The following is a 17,227-nucleotide window of genomic DNA, read 5'->3' on the forward strand; positions in this document are numbered from 1 at the left end:
GCGGCCGTCCCTCCTTCGATGAAGGAGGGGGCCAAAGTAGGTAAAAGTGCGTTTTGGCACTCAACGTGTCACATGCGCCTTCGGTCTGTTTCCGAAAAGGTAGGTGAAAAGCTGTGTGGACAGCGATGTTCAGTTCCGTCGAAGCCGGCTTGATTTACGCCGTGATGGCGCTCGGCGTCTATTTATCGTTTCGCATTTTGGATTTTCCCGATCTGACGGTTGACGGCAGCTTCGTCACCGGCGCGTCCGTCGCCGCCGTGCTCATTGTCAATGGAACCAATCCGTTTGCCGCCTCAGCCGCGGCGCTTTTGGCCGGCTTTGCCGCCGGGGTGTTGACCGGGCTTTTGCATACGAAAGGGAAAATCAATCCACTGTTATCCGGCATTTTAATGATGATCGCTTTGTATTCGATCAATTTGCGCATTATGGGCAAATCGAACGTGCCGCTCTTGCAGCAGGAAACGGTCATCACCAACATCACCGCCGCCTGGCGGCAAGCCGGATTGGATGCGGCGCTCAACCGACTCGTTTCCTTCACCGGCTTTGCGCCGCGGACATGGGCGGTGCTTATGTCAATGGCGGTTGTCGCGCTAATGGTCAAAGGGCTGTTGGATTGGCTGCTGAAAACAGAAGTGGGGATCGCCTTGCGGGCAACTGGAGACAACAAACCGATGGTGGCGAGCTTTTCCGCCAACACCGATTGGTTGATCGTGTTTGGCCTTGGGCTGTCGAACGCACTTGTGGCGCTTTCCGGAGCGCTCGTCGCCCAGTACGGCGGATTCAGCGACGTCGGGATGGGAATCGGGATGATCGTTATTGGGCTCGCTTCCGTCATCATCGGGGAGGCTTTGTTTGGCGCCCGTTCGGTCGCACGCGCGACGTGGGCGGTCATCGGCGGCGCCATCGTCTATCGCCTCATTTTGGCGCTTGCGTTGCGCGTCGAGTTTTTGGAGACGGGCGATGTGAAATTGATTACTGCGCTCATTGTGATGATGGCGCTCGTCGTGCCCAACACGTTGGCGGCGCAAAAAGAACGGCAGCGGAAAAAGCGGAGGGTGCGGCAGTTGGAGAGGGGGGAAACCGTTGCTGGAGCTGAAACGAATTACAAAAGTGTTTAACGAAGGAACGGCTGACGAGAAAATCGCTTTGCGCGGCATTGATCTGACGCTTGCCCCCGGCGATTTCGTCACCGTCATCGGCAGCAACGGCGCCGGCAAGTCCACGCTCATGAACATCATTTCCGGACGGCTGTCTCCTGATACCGGCGAAGTGTGGATCAACGGCCGCGATGTAACCGCGCTCAAGGAGCATGCGCGCGCCCGCTACATCGGCCGCGTCTTTCAAGACCCGATGGCCGGCACCGCCCCGCATATGACGATTGAGGAAAATTTGGCGCTCGCCTACAACCGGACAAAGAGGCGCACGTTAAGCCTTGGCGTCACGAAGCAAAAGCGCGAATGGTTTCGGGAGACGCTGCGAACGCTTCATTTAGGGCTTGAAGACCGGCTCGCCGCCAAAGTCGGACTTCTTTCCGGCGGGGAGCGGCAGGCGCTTTCCTTGTTGATGGCGACGTTTACAAAACCGGATGTGCTGTTGCTCGATGAACATACCGCCGCCCTTGATCCGGCGCGGGCGGAGTTGGTCACGGAGTTGACGAAGCAAATTGTTGAGCAGCACCGCCTGACGACGCTCATGGTGACGCACAACATGGAGCAGGCGATTCGCCTTGGCAACCGGTTGATCATGATGGATGGCGGACAAATCATTTTTGCCGCAGAAGGAAAGGAGAAAGAAGAGCTGACGGTCGAGCGGCTGCTTGAGGCATTCCAACGCATCCGCGGCAGCCAATTTGCGAGCGACCGCGCCGTGCTCAGCTCATAAACGAAATGAGGTGTCCTTCTTTGGCTGGGGGACACCTCTTCTGTTCGGCCGGCCGATCAGATATTTTGGGTTTCTCGCTGCGTCGCCTGTCGGTAGGCAACTTGCAGCGCCTTCGTCACCGCCCCTGGCGCGCCGCTTCGGATCACCGTTTCGTCGACTTGAATAATCGGGATAATCGCTGACGTCGTGCTTGTTAAAAACAGTTCGTCCGCCTCCCTAAGGTCGTTGGTGGAAAACGCTTCTTCGACAAATGGAATGCCAAGCTCAGCGCAAAATTCCTTCACTTTCGTGCGGACGATGCCGTTTAAAATCCGTGCGGTGGCCGGATGGGTGTACACCGTTTCATTTTTGACAAGGAAAATGTTTGACGAGCTGCCTTCGGTTACGACGCCGTCGCGATGCAAAATCGCTTCAAACGCTCCGCGCTCAACCGCTTCTTGTTTCGCCAATACGTTGGGCAATAAGTTCAAGCTTTTAATGTAACAGTATTCCCAGCGGACATCTTTCGTCAAAATCGTGCGCACCCCATGTGTCATTTCCTCGGTTTTTCGCGCCATCGGCTGGATGTAGGCGTATAAGTTCGGCCGGTTTTCCGCCGGAAACGCATGGTTGCGCGGGAAGCTGCCGCGCGTTATTTGCAAATACAAAATCGCATCTTCCTGCACATCGTTGAGGCGGCGAAGCTCCTCAAGCTGTTCGATGAGCTCTTCGCAGCCGAACGGAACGGATAGGCGAATGGCGGCCGCTGAACGGTACAGCCGGTCAAGATGCTCGCGAATCCAAACGTATGTTCCGATATATAAACGGACGACTTCGTAGACGCCATCGCCGAATTGCAAACCGCGCTCTTCCATCGGGTACGTGACTTGTTCATAACGGAAAATGCCGCGGTCGGTTAATACATACGGTTTCACTGACATGGACGTGCACTCCTTTTCTGTTGCCGTCAATCATGAATCAGTTTGATTATATCATAGATTAGTCTCTCTCTGTGTTTGTCTCGTGTTTGACGTGAGAGGAAACAATGGATGGACGTTCGGGTTGCGAAATGAGACGAATTTTTAGACAATAAAGTTATCAATCTAGTCAAATGGGGGGATGAGTGAATGGAAACGACATGGACAGACGGCAAGATGGCGCCGTTTCGCCAAGGGGTGCAAGCAGGAACAACGATTGCCATCGGCTACATGCCGATCGCGCTGGCGTTTGGGCTGCTCGCCAAGACAACCGGACTGACATTCGCTGAGACCGTGCTCATGAGCATCATCGTCTTCGCCGGCGCCTCGCAATATATCGCGTTAAGTTTGCTTTCGGCGGGCACCGGAGTGTTTGAAATTGTGTTGACGACATTCGTATTGAACATTCGCCATTTTTTAATGTCGGCGTCCCTTAATGAAAAGGCTGGGCCGGACGCACTTTGGAAAAAAGCGCTGTACGCCTTTGGCATTACCGATGAGACGTTTTCGGTGGCGGCGATGAAAGAAGGAACGATCAACGCCTCATATATGTTTGGGCTCATTGCCATGGCGTATGGCAGCTGGGTCGTCAACTCGGGCATTGGTTATGCCGTTGGGTCCGGTTTGCCGGAAAGTTTGCAAGAAAGTATGTCCATTGCCTTGTATGCCATGTTTATCGGCTTGCTCATTCCAGCGTTGAAAAAACAGCGGAAAATCGTCTGGCTAGCGGGGCTGTCGGCTTTATTCAACTCGATCGGCACGTTTGCCTTTCACTTGTCGAAAGGCTGGTCGATCGTGTTGGCTACATTGTTGTCGGCTATCATCGTCCAATGGCTGACGAAGGAAGGAGGAAACGGCGATGAATAGCGCGATCGTATGGATGATCATCGGCATGGGAATCGTGACGTATTTGCCGCGCTTGTTGCCGTTTTTGTTGCTCGGCGGCGTCGAGCTGCCGTCGTTTTGGCAAGGAGTGCTGAAAAATGTGCCGTATGCGGTGCTTGGAGCGCTCATTATTCCGGACGTTTTTTTCATCCAGGATGATCTTTCGTTCGGTGTCATCGGTTTTGCGGTGGCCATCATTACAGCTTGGCTTGGGGCTAACGTCATGATCGTCGTGCTTGCGGCGGTTGCGGCGCTCAGCCTGTATTCTTTCTTTGTATGAACATGGGGCCGATCCAAAACGCGAGTGCGTTTTGGATCGGCCCCCTTTTCCTTTTGCGACAGGTACGCAAATTCGCTGTTTGGTTATGACAATTCCTCCATAATCGCTTCATATACTTCATCGACATGAAATCGAGATGTCCCCATGCCGATTTGTTTGACGACGCTCCCGTTGCGGCCAAGCAAGTAGGCGAACGTCGTGTGTACGATCATGCCGTTGCCCGGGTCGCGGTATTGAAAGTGGAAGGCGTTCGCTACTTTTTTCGTGTCCGCTTCACTGCCGCGCAAAAACATCCAACCTTGTCCGTCGCTCGTGACTCCAAACGCATTGGCATATGTCTGCAGCTTTTCATTCGTATCGCGCGCTGGGTCGATCGTGATCGTGATGAATTCGACTTTGCTTCCGAACACACCGGCTTTTTTCAGACGATCCCGCAGCTTCGCCATTTGCATCGTTGTATTCGGACAAATATCCGGGCAACTTGTATACATAAATTCAACGAGCCGTACTTTCGGTGGAAGGCCGCCAAACTCGTATGATTTTCCCCATGCTGTTTCCATCGTCACGTCATTTGGAAGCCGCATCGTCGATGGCTGGTAGACAGCAAAGTACAGGATGCCGACGCTGATGCCGATGATGACAAGAGAGGCAGCTAACGTATACCATTTTTTCACTATTCATCACTCCTCAATATGATCATATCAAAAAGATTAGCGAAAAAATCGCGATGTTTATGAACAATATGCGACTATTTTCCCAATTAAAAAAAGTTTCAAAAAAAGGCTTGCACTTTCGTTTTTCTGTTATATAATAAAATCGTAAATATAAACAATGTAATATAACAATAGAGAGATGGGGGAAGGAAAAATGGCGTCATTTGCTGAACGTGTCCGGCAATTAGAAGAAAGTTGGAAAAATGAGGAGCGCTGGAAAGGGATCGTCCGTCCGTACAGCGCGGAGGATGTCATTAAACTGCGCGGCTCGCTTGACATCGAGTATACGCTCGCTCGACGCGGGGCGGAAAAATTATGGAAGCTGCTTCATACAGAGAATTACGTCGCGGCCCTTGGCGCGCTGACCGGAAATCAGGCGGTGCAGCAAGTGAAAGCAGGCTTGAAGGCGATTTATTTAAGCGGCTGGCAAGTGGCGGCCGACGCCAACCTCGCTGGACAGATGTATCCGGACCAAAGCCTGTATCCGTCCAACAGCGTTCCGCATGTCGTCAAGCGAATCAATCAAGCGTTGCAGCGCGCGGATCAAATTCAATACTTAGAAGGCAGCGGGGACGTGGACTACTTTGTGCCGATCGTCGCTGACGCTGAGGCGGGATTCGGCGGCCAACTGAACGTCTTTGAGCTCATGAAGGCAATGATTGAAGCCGGAGCGGCTGGCGTCCATTTTGAAGACCAGCTGTCATCGGAGAAAAAATGCGGCCATTTAGGCGGCAAAGTGCTTTTGCCGACGCAAACGGCGATTCGCAACTTGATTGCGGCGCGGTTGGCCGCCGATGTCATGGGGGTTCCGACGGTGCTCATCGCACGCACCGACGCGAACGCTGCTGACTTGATCACAAGCGACATCGACCCGCGCGATCAAGCGTTTATCACTGGAGAACGGACACCGGAAGGATTCTATCGCACAAGAGCCGGTTTGGATCAAGCGATCGCCCGCGGGCTTGCCTATGCGCCGTATGCCGACCTCATTTGGTGTGAGACGAGCGAGCCGAATTTGGATGAGGCGCGCCGGTTTGCCGAAGCGATTCATGAAAAATTCCCAGGCAAGCTGCTGGCGTACAACTGCTCGCCGTCGTTCAACTGGAAGAAAAAATTGGACGACGAAACGATCGCCAAATTCCAGCAAGAGCTCGGCAAAATGGGATACAAGTTCCAATTTGTCACTTTGGCTGGCTTCCATGCGCTCAACTACAGCATGTTCGAACTGGCGCGCGGCTACAAAGAGCGAGGCATGGCGGCGTATGCCGAGCTGCAGCAAGCCGAATTTGCCGCCGAGAAGTACGGCTACACGGCGACGCGCCATCAGCGCGAAGTCGGCACAGGCTATTTCGACGAAGTCGCCCAAGTGATCTCTGGCGGCCAATCATCAACAGTCGCTTTGAAAGGATCGACCGAAGAAGAACAGTTTACGACAGCTTAATGCAAACCGATCACAAACGAAGACGAAAGCCCGGCGTGGCCGGGCTTTTTTCGTGTATAAAAAGGAAAAAGATGGAGCATCCTATAAGACATAGGGAGGCGATGTGATGGAAAAGAATCAAGGCGACCTGCCGGAGCTGATGCCCGCTGAGTTTCGCGTCAGCACGGATCTTCATGTTGAGCAATGGTTGATGGATGAAGAGACGTATGCTGGCGACTCGGTCGGCGAGCATACCGCGTTGGAACAGGCGAATGAATATTTAGCGTCCAAAGAAATCGGTCAAACGTTTGAAAACTCTTAGAACACCCATGACGATTGTCATGGGTTTTTTTAATGGCTCTTCACCACAAGTTGTACTTGAGATTTTAAGATAGGTATGCATAGGGAAAATAGAGGATACAAAAAATGCGAATTTTCCTGTATGGTAAAGGTGTCCAAACCAAACCATTGGAGGAAAATTCGCATGTACGCTCAGTTTATCAAAGAACTCATCGATTTACCAGATGTTTTGATTCAAAAGGTGCGAAAAGAAGAAGAACGTTGGATTTTCGAACTTTCTCTTCCCGAACAATGCCCGTTATGTCCTGTTTGCTTGAAACGCACGATCAAAATGACAGGAAAAAAGAAGCAATGGATGCATGGGTATGCTCAACGGATCGGCATCTTTTGGGTGGAACTCCCTGTGGAGCGTAGACGTTGTTGTACATGTGGCATGACATTCAGCACGTCTTATCCCGGAATTTCCCCTCGAAGTGCAGCGACGGATGCGTTTCAGCAATGGGTGGCGCAATCTTGCATCGGAACATCCATTCAGGCGGTGGCTCGTATGCTCAAGCTTCCGTACACGACCGTTGAACGCTGGTTTTATACCCATGCCCCTTCCTTCCTATCGAATGACATCCAACCAAAGGCAGTTTGTGTCGATGAGTTTGCGTTTCGAAAAGGACATGATTACGGAGTGGCAGTCATGGATGCCGAAACGGGAGAAGTGTATGCCGTTGAAGCAGGAAAGAACGAGGAAGCCATTGGACGTGTGTTGGCTCCTGTGTCTGGTTCTGTTCAGTATGTCGTGAGTGATTTGGCTCCAGCGATGAAAAAAGCCATTCAAGGGGTGTGTCCGGAAGCGAAGCATGTGGTCGATTATTTTCATGTGATTCAATTGTTTACGGAAGCGTTGGATCGATGCCGCCAATCCTTCGGAAAAGGGAACAAGAAACATGGGCATGTTCGGTATGTTTGCCGCTTATTGACCCAGTGCCCCGAGAAACTCACCGAGGAGGAGCGCCAAACGGTGCGGGAGTGGCAGAAAGAGAGCGATTCCTTGCAGGCTGTCTATCAATCCCTTCAACATTTTCGTTATGTATCCAAAAGCCAAAGCGAGCGACAAGCGAAACGTCGTTTGAACGCCTGGGTTCATCGGTATTTGTTTTGTCCTTGTTCTGCTGTTCGCGCCATCGCAAAATCACTCGTCAAACGAACAGACGAAATCATATCGTGCATTTTATCCCCTTATTCAAATGGGAAAATGGAGGGAACAAATAACAAGATCAAGCTGATGAAACGTCGGGGATACGGATACAGAAATATCCAGCGTTTTGCATTGCGGGTTCGGCTAGAAACAGCTAACATACTTTCATGACAGGTGCAAGTACAACTTTTGGTGATGAACCTTTTTAATAGATTTTTTGCAAAATATAGAAAAATATAACTTCTGATGGTATGATAGGAGTAGAGGGTGAGTTGATTAAGAGAGGAGACGAACGGATGAAAGTCAATGAATTCATTGTCTTGGAGCAATTCATCGTAAGCCGTTATACGATGGCAATTCTCCCATACTTTTTAAACAGCGATGTGTATGCGAAAGTCATTGAGGAGGACGGTGAATATATCATCAAACAAACGCCGATGGACATTATTAAACATAGTTGCGATTACTATGGAAGCAGCTTTCAAGGGAGAAAAGAAGGAACAAAAGCCGTCATTGGCATCACCCATAAAGCGCCGATCGCCATTGAACCAGCCAATGAAATTTACGTATTTCCAACCGCCTCTCCGCGTGACTCCCGCTGCGTTTGGCTCTCGCACATGCACGTTTATCGGTATGAGCCTGCCAAATATGAGCGGACCATCGTTTATTTCCGCAACGGAAAAAGCATATCCCTCGATGTTTCCTGCAAATCGTTCATCAACCAGTTATACCGAACGGCTCAACTGCGGACAAAATTATCCGAGCGGATGGAAGCGAGGGAGCGCAAACTCCAATACATATTTCGCATGCAGCAAGAAAAACAGAGTTAGCTGAACAAATTGATAAAAATGGTTTTTCCTAAAGATGAGTTCAAATTAGGCGCCTGGACGTGTAAAATAAAGATATAAACGGCATTTGAATGGGGAATAGACATGGATATGGAAACAATCAAACAATGGTTCACGCTCGACAGCATCCTTTCCCTGCTCGAACAATACCGCTCTTTCGGCGTGCTTCCCGGCATCGCAGCGACGTTGCTTGAGTCGTTTTTTCCCATTTTGCCCATGTTCGTCTTCGTGATGGCGAACGCAGCGGCGTTTGGACTATGGAAAGGGTTTCTGATCTCTTGGCTAGGCGCTTCACTTGGCTCGCTCATCGTGTTTTGGCTGACGCGGAAAGTGGGGCAGAAGCGTTTTTTTCACTTTGTCCGCCGCCACCCGAAAGTGCGGCAGTTTATGCATTGGATTGAGCGACACGGATTTGGTCCGCTGTTTTTGTTGTATTGCTTTCCGTTCACCCCATCGGCGCTTGTTAATATTGTTGCCGGACTGTCGCGCATCAGCCGCCAGCAGTTTGTATTGGCGGTGCTGCTAGGAAAGATGATCATGGTGTTTACCATCAGTTTTATCGGCTATGACTTGAAGGCGCTCATCCGTCAGCCGCTGCGCACGGCGATGATCGCCGCAGTCGTTCTGTTGCTTTGGTACGCCGGAAAACGGGTGGAAGCGCGATTTTCGTTGACGGAAGAACAAGGCGGCGAGGAGGGCGGGGAGTGACCAAGCAAAAAGAAAAACGAGGCCGCCGATGGCCATGGTTTGTTGCCGTTTGTGTTGTCGCCATGCTTCGGTTGTTCGTGTTCAGCAATTACGTGGTGGAAGGAAAATCGATGATGCCGACGCTAGAGAGCGGCAATTTGCTGATCGTCAATAAGCTTTCCTACGACATCGGGCCTATTCGCCGGTTCGACATTATCGTTTTTCACGCCAACAAAAAGGAAGATTACGTCAAGCGGGTTATCGGCCTGCCTGGCGATCGGATCGCGTACAAAAATGACATCTTGTATGTCAACGGAAAAAAAGTTGACGAACCGTATTTGCGCCCGTATAAGCAAAAGTTGCTTGACGGCAGGCTGACCGGGGATTTTACGCTTGAGGAGGTGACCGGGAAAACACGGGTGCCTCCCGGCTGCATTTTCGTTCTTGGCGACAACCGGCTTAGCAGCTGGGACAGCCGCCATTTTGGGTTTGTCAAAATCAACCAAATTGTCGGCAAGGTGGACTTTCGCTACTGGCCGTTTAAACAGTTCGCCTTTCAGTTTTAACCTTAATCTCGAAAGAAGTCTTCCGCTTCTATAACGAAGTGAAGCTTCAGAGACCAATAAATGGATCCTTCGAAGCGAGGTTGTTCAGTCGTCCGACAGTCGCTGACATGTCGGCTGGATCCACAAAAAGAAACAAACGTTAACGTTTCAGATTGCCTCTATATAACCCGCAGCCGGAAGGGCGTTTTTTTCTTCCCAAAAGCGAACATACGTGCTAAAATAAAACAAATAAAGGAAACGAATGGTGGTGGATACAATGTCGCTGCGGTTTTTGCTCGGACGGTCAGGAAGTGGGAAAACGGCTGTCTGCCTCGAAGAAATTCGCCGCCAGTTGCAAGAGGATCCAAAAGGAAGGGCGATCGTCTATCTCGTTCCGGAGCAAATGACATTTCAATGCGAATACGCGTTGATACATACCGAGGGAGTGGACGGGATGATTCGCGCCCAAGTGTTCAGCTTCACCCGTCTCGCTTGGCGCGTGCTGCAGGAAACAGGCGGCATGACCCGGTACCACATTCATGATGTTGGCGTGCAGATGATGATCCGCAAAATTATTGAGCAACGCAAACAAGAGCTGAAACTGTTTGGCCGCGCGGCGGACAAACATGGGTTTATCGAGCAGCTGAACGAAATGATCACCGAATGCAAACGGTATTGCCTGACGCCGGGCGAACTCCGCCGACATGCTGAGGCGTTCGAGGATGGGCCTGATCAACCGGGCCGCCGCTTGCTCGCTGACAAGTTGAGCGATGTCGCGCTTGTGTATGAGGAACTTGAGAAAAGTCTTATCGGCCACTATCTTGATTCGGAAGATTATTTGCGCTTGCTCGCTGAGCATATTCCGCGCTCAAGTTATTTGCGGGATGCCGATATTTACATCGACGGCTTTCATCATTTTGCGCCGCAAGAATATATGATCATCGAACAGCTTCTTCGCCATTGCCGGCGCGTCACCGTTTGTTTGACGATCGACCGCCCGTATGACGACGGAATGCCGGACGAACTTCATCTCTTTTATTTGCCGGCGCAAACGTACCGCCAGCTGAGGGAGTTGGCGCTAAGCAATGACATTGCGATCGAAGAGCCGATCGTGCTTTCGGCCAACCGACGCCATGAAGACAGGGCGCTCGTTCATCTTGAGGCGCAATTTCACCGACGCCCGTTGCTTCCATATGGTGCAAAGACCGATGCCGTCCATCTTTATGAGGCGTCCAATCGCCGAGCGGAAATCGAAGCGGTCGCACGCGAAATCATCCGCCTTGTCCGCGATGAAGGGGCGCGCTATCGCGACATTGCGCTGATCATCCGCCAGACGGAGGCGTACCGCGATCTGGTGAAAACGGTGTTTTTTGATTTTGGGATCCCGTATTTTATGGATGAAAAAGAACCGATGCACCACCACCCGCTCATTGAACTCGTGCGCGCTGCCTTAGAGACGGTCGTGACGCGTTGGCGATATGAAGCGGTGTTTCGGGCGGTGAAAACGGATTTGCTTTTTCCAACGGACGGCGATCTGCACATGTGGCGCGAGGCGGCCGACAAGCTCGAAAACTATGTGCTTGCTTACGGAATCAAAGGGGATAAGTGGACAAACAATGAGCGCTGGGCGTATCGGCGCTATCAGGCGCTTGACGGTTTGAACGTACCACAAACGGACGAAGAGCGGCAGTTTGAGGACATGCTCAATGAATGGCGCGAGGCGTTGGCCGCTCCGCTTCGCCGGTTGGAGCGCCGTCTGCGCCGGGCGGAGGACGGACGCGGGTTTTGTATGGCATTATATCTGTTTTTGGAAGAATTGCAGATTCCAAAAAAACTAGAGAAAATGAGCGCACAAGCGGAAGCGGACGGCCGCCTCGTTGAAGCGCGCCAGCATGAACAGGCGTGGAACGCCGTCGTCGATTTGCTTGACCAATATGTAGAAATGCTCGGGACAGAATCACTGCCGCTCGCTGAGTTTGTCAAGATTATCGAGGCTGGGCTCGATCGGTTGGAGTTCTCCCTTGTGCCGCCGGCGATGGACCAGGTGATCGTGGCTCAGCTTGATCGCTCTCGTTTAATTGACATCAAGTATGCGTTCGTCATCGGCGCCAACGATGGCGTGATTCCAGCGAAAGTGAAGGAAGACGGGCTGATGGCGGAAGTGGAGCGCGAGCAGCTGCGTGAGTTGGGGGTGGCGCTCGCCCCAGGGGACGGGAGCAGCTGTTTTATGACCCGTTTTTTGTCTACTTGGCACTTGTTTGTCCGAGCCGGCGGCTGTATGTTACATATCCGCTTGCTGATGGAGAAGGGAAAGCGTTGATGCCGTCGCCGCTCATCAAGCAGCTTACGGAACTGTTTCCGCATGCGCCGGTGCATCTGTGCGGCAACGACCCGTTCGACGCCCCGGCAGAAAAAGCAGAGGCGTTCGTGACCGCGCCGCGGGCGACGCAAACGTATTTGATCAGCCAGCTCCGAGCATGGAAGCGCAACTACGGCATCGATCCGCTTTGGTGGGATGTGTATAACACGTTCATCGGCCATCAGGACTGGAAGGAGCAGGTGCGGCATGCCGTCTCCGCGCTCTTTTATACAAACGGAGCGACGCCGCTCAAAAAACAGTGGAGCCAGCGGCTGTACGGCAAAAAAATTCAGGCGAGCGTCTCGCGCATGGAGCAGTTTCAAAAATGCCCGTACGCCCATTTCGCATCGCATGGGCTGCGGTTGAAAGAGCGCAACGTTTTCCGACTTGAGGCGCCGGATGTTGGGCAATTGTTCCATGCCGCCATCAAGCAAATCGCCGACCGGCTGCGCGAACAGCATCTTGATTGGCGCGAACTGTCAAGACCAGACTGTGAACGGCTGTCGGCCGAAGCGATCGAGCGAATCGCTCCGCTCATCCAGCAGCAAGTGCTCTCAAGCTCTCATCGCTATGAATATATGAAACGAAAATTGAAACACGTCGTTGCCCGTACAACCCATGTGTTAAGTGAGCATGCGCGGGCGAGCGGTTTCGTTCCGATCGGACTTGAGCTGTCATTCGGCCCCAATGGCGACCTGCCGCCGCTTCGGTTTCGGCTGCCCGACGGAACAGTGATGGAGCTTGTTGGGAGGATCGACCGCGTCGATAAGGCGGAAAGCAGCCAAGGAGTGCTTCTGCGCATTATCGATTACAAATCGAGCGCGAAAACGCTCGATTTGACGGAAGTATATTACGGTCTGGCGCTGCAAATGCTCACCTACCTGGACATCGTGCTGACGTATGCCGAACAGCTTGTCGGACAGCCGGCCTTGCCAGCCGGGGTGCTTTATTTTCACATCCACAATCCGATCGTTCAAGCGAAGCAATGGGTGGATGATGAGGTGGAAATGGCGAAAAAGCTGCTGGAACCGTTTCGGATGCGCGGGCTGTTGCTCGCTGACGTCGAGGCGATCCGGTTGATGGACAGCCGAACGGAAGACGGACAATGGTCGCTGATTGTGCCCGCTCAGCTTACGAAAAGCGGGTCGATCCATTCGCGTTCGTCGGTGGCGAGTCCATCCGACTTTGCCGCGCTCCGCCAGCATGTCCGCCGTTTGTTCATCGACATCGGCGGGCAAATCGCCGACGGCGTCGTGTCGATCGCCCCGTACAAGTTGAAAGATAAAACAGCGTGCGAGTTTTGCGTCTTCAAACCGGTCTGCCAATTTGATGAGGCACTCTCCGGCAACGAATACCGGAAGCTTGCCCCGCAAACGAAGGAAGCGGTCATCGAAAAACTAGCGGAAGGGAAGGAAGGATAAATGAACGCCACGATTCGCCCGAAGCCGGCTGGGAGCCGATGGACGGATGAACAATGGAAGGCGATCGCCGCGGGCGGCCGAGACATTCTTGTCGCCGCGGCGGCCGGATCCGGGAAAACGGCCGTTCTTGTCGAGCGGATCATTCAAAAAGTGACGGCGGAAGAAGGAGCGGTCGATATCGACCGGCTGCTTGTCGTTACCTTTACCAATGCGGCAGCCGCGGAGATGAAAGCAAGAATCGGCGAGGCGCTCGAGCGGGAATTGGCCAAGCGTCCGCATTCGCTCCATTTGCGACGTCAACTCAGCCTGCTTCCCCGCGCCGCGATCTCGACGCTCCATTCCTTTTGCTTGGATGTCATTCGCAAATATTACTATTTGCTTGATTTGGATCCGTCGTTTCGCATCGCCGATGAAACGGAAATCGAGCTGTTGAAAGAGGATGTCCTTGAAGAGCTGCTTGAGGAGGAATACGGAAAGCCGGACAACGAGCGGTTTTTCGCTGTCGTGGATGCCTATACGGGCGACCGGAGCGATGCGGAGCTGCAGGAGATGATTGTCGCCCTTTATGAATTTTCCCGCTCCCATCCGGAACCAGATGAATGGTTGGCCGGTTTGACCTCGATGTATGATGTCGATGAACGAACAGATATAAAGACGCTGCCAGCAGCCCGCTATATCGCGCAACATGCCGTGATGGAGCTGACGGCGGCCAAACGGCTGATCCGAAGGGCGCTTGAGCTTGCTGAAGAGCCGGGCGGACCGCGTCCGTACGCGGAGCGGCTACGCGAAGATCGAGATATGATCGCTGATTTGGAAACGCGTCTTTCTGGACCGTGGGCCGAGCTGCATCGCGCGCTAAAGGCGCTGTCGTTTGGGCGGCTGCCGGCCTGCCGCGGCAAGGACTATGACGAGCGGCTGATCGACGAAGCCAAATCGCTGCGCGATCAGGCGAAAAAGAAAGTGGAGGCGCTGCGCGACAATGTGTTTTCGCTCGATCCATCCGTTTGGCTCCGCCATATGCGGGAAATGAAGCCGATCGTTGAAACGATCGCTAACCTTGTCCGCCGTTTTGCCGTCATGTTCCAAGCGGCGAAACGGGAAAAAGGAATCGTTGATTTTTCTGACTTGGAACATTATTGTTTGCATATTTTGCGGCGGCGCGATCCGGAAACGAGCGAATGGCAGCCTTCCCCCGCCGCCTTGGAATACCAGGCGCAGTTTGATGAAGTGCTTGTTGACGAGTATCAAGATACGAACCTCGTTCAAGAAGCGATTTTGCAGCTGGTGAAAAAAGGGAGCGAACGAACAGGCAATTTGTTTATGGTCGGCGACGTGAAACAGTCGATTTACCGATTCCGCCTTGCCGAGCCGATGCTGTTTTTGGACAAATACAAACGATTCACCGCCGACGGGGAAGAAGGGGGGATGAAAATCGACCTCGCGAGCAACTTCCGCAGCCGCCGCGAAGTGCTTGACGGGACGAATTTTCTGTTTGCGCAACTCATGGGGGAAACCGTCGGCGAAATGGTTTACGACGAAGCGGCGCAGCTAAAATACGGCGCCGATTACCCGGAAGGGAAGGATGCGGCGCCGGAAGTCATGATCATCAACCGGCAGCGTGCGGCGGAAGAGGACGAAGAGGAAGCGGCTGAATGGGAAGCGGCGGAGCTCGAGGCGCGGCTGATGGCGAAAAAAATCAAAGAGATCGTTTCCGCTCCGTTTTATGTATACGATCGTTCGAGCGGGCAGCCGCGGCGCGCCATGTACCGTGACATCGTCATCCTTGTCCGCTCGATGACGAATGCGCCGCAGATGATCGAGCAGTTGCAGGCGCAAGGCATCCCGGCGGCCGCGGATTTGTCATCCGGCTATTTTCAGGCGACGGAAATTTCGATCATGCTCTCACTGTTAAAAGTGATTGACAACCCGCACCAAGACATTCCGCTCGCCGCGGTGCTCCGGTCGCCGCTCTTTCGTTTTGACGAGAATGAGCTCGCCATGATTCGCCTCGCCGATCCAAAAGGCACGTTTTATGAAGCGCTCTGTTCGTTTCGGCAAAAGCCGGCGGAAACAAAAGAGGAGGCCAACGCCCAAAGGAAAGCGGCGGCTTTCTTAGAGCGGCTCGAGGGCTGGCGTACGATGGCGCGCCGCCGCTCATTAGCTGATCTCATTTGGCAGCTGTACCGCGATACGCAATTTTACGATTTTGTCGGCGCACTGCCGGGCGGCAGGCAACGGCAGGCGAACTTGCGCGCTTTGTACGACCGCGCGCGGCAGTACGAGTCGACGTCGTTTCGCGGCTTGTTTCGCTTTCTTCGCTTCATCGAGCGGCTGCAAGAGCGCGGCGACGATTTAGGGGCGGCCCGGCCGCTCGGCGAGCAGGAAGACGTCGTGCGCATCATGACGATTCACAGCAGCAAAGGATTGGAATTTCCGATCGTGTTTCTCGCTGGGCTTGCGCGTCCGTTTCATACACGTGATTTGCACCACCCATATTTGCTCGATAAAGAGCTGGGCTTTGCCGCCCGCTTTGTCCACCCGCGGCTGCGCATCAGTTATCCGACGCTGCCGCTGTTGGCCATCCAAACGAAAAAGCGGCTTGAACTGCTTGCGGAGGAGATGCGCATTTTGTATGTCGCGCTCACAAGGGCAAAAGAGAAGCTGTATTTGTTGGCGTCGGTCAACGATGCGGCCAAGGAGATTGAAAAATGGAAAAGCGCTGCTTCGGAACGCGGCTGGCTTCTCCCCGACGATGTGCGGGCTTCGGCCCGCTCCTACTTGGATTGGATCGGCCGGGCGCTCATCCGTCATCGGGATGGGGGGGCGCTTGCGGGAACGAAGGCGCCTGAAGAGGTCGCCTCTCACCCGTCTGTATGGCGTGTTGCCATCGTGCCGGCCGCCGATTTGCGCGGCGAAGAGGCTGCGAGGGAGGAGATGGATGACGGCGTGCTTCTTGCCCTCGAACAAGGACGACCCGTTCCCGTGGGAGGAGGGTGGCAGAAGGAGGTCAAACGCCGCTTGTTGTGGCGGTATTCGTATGAGAAAGAAACGGCCGTGCGCGCCAAGCAATCGGTGTCAGAACTTAAAGAACAGCGCGCGCTCTTTGGCGAGCAAGCGGACGAATGGCGGCCGCGACAAGGGACGGCTCCGGTGTTTTCTCGGCCGCGTTTCATGCAGGAGAAAACGTTGACGCCGGCCGAAAAAGGGACGGCGCTCCATGTCGTTATGCGCCATCTCGATTTGCAAGCGCCGCTTGATGAATCGTTGATCCGCAGTCAGATCGTCCGCCTTGTCGAAAAAGAGCTGCTGTCGGCAGAACAAGCCGAGGCGGTCGATCCAGCGGCCATCGCTGCCTTTTTCACTGCAGATCTTGGCCGCCGCCTTTGCGCCGCCCGCGAAGTGCACCGTGAAGTGCCGTTCAGCTTGGGGCTTAAAGCGGCTGAACTGTACGGCGGCGAAGGGACGGAAAGCGGCCGGCGCGTCCTCGTGCAAGGGGTGATCGACTGCGTGTTTGCCGACGAATGCGGCTATGTGATGATTGACTATAAAACGGATGAAGTCGTCCACCGTTTTGCTGGGCAAAAGGAAGAAGCGGCTCGTTTTCTGCTCGGCCGCTATGGGACGCAAATGCGCTTGTACCGGCGGGCCATCGAGCAAATTTGGCGTGCGCCGGTGGCGGAATGCTATTTGTATTCGTTTGACGGCGGGTTTGTTGTGGCTGTTGAGTGATGCAAGGGGGGAAA

The 17,227-nt window shown here is 53.5% G+C and carries 13 protein-coding genes and 1 pseudogene; 12 read left to right on the forward strand and 2 right to left on the reverse strand.

Translation table 11 applies throughout. From position 1 onward, the window contains the following. Positions 1 to 125 precede the first annotated feature (125 nt). Both A0V43_RS00710 and A0V43_RS00715 read left to right on the forward strand, forming a co-directional pair. Positions 126 to 1,118 (forward strand): ABC transporter permease, encoded by a 993-nt coding sequence (locus tag A0V43_RS00710; protein WP_013146219.1) that lies wholly within the window; start codon positions 126 to 128, stop codon positions 1,116 to 1,118. Next, positions 1,084 to 1,881, forward strand: coding sequence for an ABC transporter ATP-binding protein (locus tag A0V43_RS00715; protein ID WP_013146218.1), 798 nt, complete (start codon positions 1,084 to 1,086; stop codon positions 1,879 to 1,881). Before A0V43_RS00710 ends, A0V43_RS00715 begins: the two co-directional genes overlap by 35 nt. A 56-nt stretch (positions 1,882 to 1,937) precedes the next feature. Here the strand turns inward: A0V43_RS00715 and dat are convergent, their stop codons facing one another. Further along, entirely contained in the window at positions 1,938 to 2,801 is an 864-nt protein-coding gene (gene dat / locus A0V43_RS00720; RefSeq protein ID WP_063192129.1) for a D-amino-acid transaminase, read from the reverse strand. Between the two features lie 186 nt (positions 2,802 to 2,987). Between dat and A0V43_RS00725 the strand changes: the two genes are divergently transcribed. Continuing rightward, positions 2,988 to 3,704, forward strand: coding sequence for an AzlC family ABC transporter permease (locus A0V43_RS00725; protein ID WP_063192130.1), 717 nt, complete (start codon positions 2,988 to 2,990; stop codon positions 3,702 to 3,704). After that, a complete protein-coding gene (locus A0V43_RS00730; protein ID WP_063192131.1) occupies positions 3,697 to 4,002 on the forward strand; it encodes an AzlD domain-containing protein in 306 nt (101 codons plus the stop codon). Before A0V43_RS00725 ends, A0V43_RS00730 begins: the two co-directional genes overlap by 8 nt. A gap of 83 nt (positions 4,003 to 4,085) precedes the next feature. Here A0V43_RS00730 and A0V43_RS00735 read toward each other — a convergent pair whose 3' ends face one another. Continuing rightward, positions 4,086 to 4,676 (reverse strand): SCO family protein, encoded by a 591-nt coding sequence (locus A0V43_RS00735; protein ID WP_013146214.1) that lies wholly within the window; start codon positions 4,674 to 4,676, stop codon positions 4,086 to 4,088. Between the two features lie 193 nt (positions 4,677 to 4,869). Between A0V43_RS00735 and aceA the strand changes: the two genes are divergently transcribed. The 8 genes and pseudogenes from aceA to addA all read left to right on the forward strand — a co-directional run bounded on the left by aceA (position 4,870) and on the right by addA (position 17,213). Then, complete coding sequence (aceA, locus tag A0V43_RS00740) at positions 4,870 to 6,156, forward strand: isocitrate lyase (protein ID WP_063192132.1); 1,287 nt, start codon at positions 4,870 to 4,872, stop codon at positions 6,154 to 6,156. Positions 6,157 to 6,262: 106 nt separating this feature from the next. Beyond that, a complete protein-coding gene (locus A0V43_RS00745; protein WP_013146212.1) occupies positions 6,263 to 6,457 on the forward strand; it encodes a hypothetical protein in 195 nt (64 codons plus the stop codon). A gap of 162 nt (positions 6,458 to 6,619) precedes the next feature. Then, on the forward strand, positions 6,620 to 7,795 hold the full coding sequence (locus A0V43_RS00750; protein WP_033015914.1) for an ISL3 family transposase: 1,176 nt from the start codon (positions 6,620 to 6,622) through the stop codon (positions 7,793 to 7,795). A gap of 125 nt (positions 7,796 to 7,920) precedes the next feature. Beyond that, positions 7,921 to 8,454, forward strand: coding sequence for a competence protein ComK (locus tag A0V43_RS00755; protein WP_013146211.1), 534 nt, complete (start codon positions 7,921 to 7,923; stop codon positions 8,452 to 8,454). A 102-nt stretch (positions 8,455 to 8,556) separates the two neighbouring features. After that, on the forward strand, positions 8,557 to 9,180 hold the full coding sequence (locus A0V43_RS00760; RefSeq protein WP_013146210.1) for a TVP38/TMEM64 family protein: 624 nt from the start codon (positions 8,557 to 8,559) through the stop codon (positions 9,178 to 9,180). Continuing rightward, positions 9,177 to 9,725 carry a signal peptidase I gene (gene lepB / locus A0V43_RS00765; RefSeq protein WP_013146209.1) on the forward strand — a complete coding sequence of 183 codons (549 nt, stop codon included), beginning with the start codon at positions 9,177 to 9,179 and terminating at the stop codon, positions 9,723 to 9,725. The genes A0V43_RS00760 and lepB overlap by 4 nt, the downstream gene beginning before the upstream one ends. 256 nt (positions 9,726 to 9,981) lie before the next feature. Continuing rightward, positions 9,982 to 13,484, forward strand: a pseudogene (gene addB / locus A0V43_RS00770) (helicase-exonuclease AddAB subunit AddB). Further along, positions 13,485 to 17,213 (forward strand): helicase-exonuclease AddAB subunit AddA, encoded by a 3,729-nt coding sequence (gene addA, locus A0V43_RS00775; RefSeq protein ID WP_063192133.1) that lies wholly within the window; start codon positions 13,485 to 13,487, stop codon positions 17,211 to 17,213. Positions 17,214 to 17,227 lie beyond the last annotated feature (14 nt).

The organism is Geobacillus sp. JS12, from assembly GCF_001592395.1.
GTDB lineage: Bacteria > Bacillota > Bacilli > Bacillales > Anoxybacillaceae > Geobacillus > Geobacillus zalihae.

What these genes read in the sequence shown, in the direction of transcription:
- aceA (WP_063192132.1), top strand. Translation starts at nt 4,870, where the DNA reads ATGGCGTCATTTGCTGAACGTGTCCGGCAATTAGAAGAAAGTTGGAAA.
- dat (WP_063192129.1), bottom strand. Translation starts at nt 2,801, where the DNA reads ATGTCAGTGAAACCGTATGTATTAACCGACCGCGGCATTTTCCGTTAT.
- A0V43_RS00760 (WP_013146210.1), top strand. Translation starts at nt 8,557, where the DNA reads ATGGATATGGAAACAATCAAACAATGGTTCACGCTCGACAGCATCCTT.
- A0V43_RS00710 (WP_013146219.1), top strand. Translation starts at nt 126, where the DNA reads ATGTTCAGTTCCGTCGAAGCCGGCTTGATTTACGCCGTGATGGCGCTC.
- addA (WP_063192133.1), top strand. Translation starts at nt 13,485, where the DNA reads ATGAACGCCACGATTCGCCCGAAGCCGGCTGGGAGCCGATGGACGGAT.
- A0V43_RS00725 (WP_063192130.1), top strand. Translation starts at nt 2,988, where the DNA reads ATGGAAACGACATGGACAGACGGCAAGATGGCGCCGTTTCGCCAAGGG.
- A0V43_RS00755 (WP_013146211.1), top strand. Translation starts at nt 7,921, where the DNA reads ATGAAAGTCAATGAATTCATTGTCTTGGAGCAATTCATCGTAAGCCGT.
- A0V43_RS00750 (WP_033015914.1), top strand. Translation starts at nt 6,620, where the DNA reads ATGTACGCTCAGTTTATCAAAGAACTCATCGATTTACCAGATGTTTTG.
- A0V43_RS00745 (WP_013146212.1), top strand. Translation starts at nt 6,263, where the DNA reads ATGGAAAAGAATCAAGGCGACCTGCCGGAGCTGATGCCCGCTGAGTTT.
- A0V43_RS00730 (WP_063192131.1), top strand. Translation starts at nt 3,697, where the DNA reads ATGAATAGCGCGATCGTATGGATGATCATCGGCATGGGAATCGTGACG.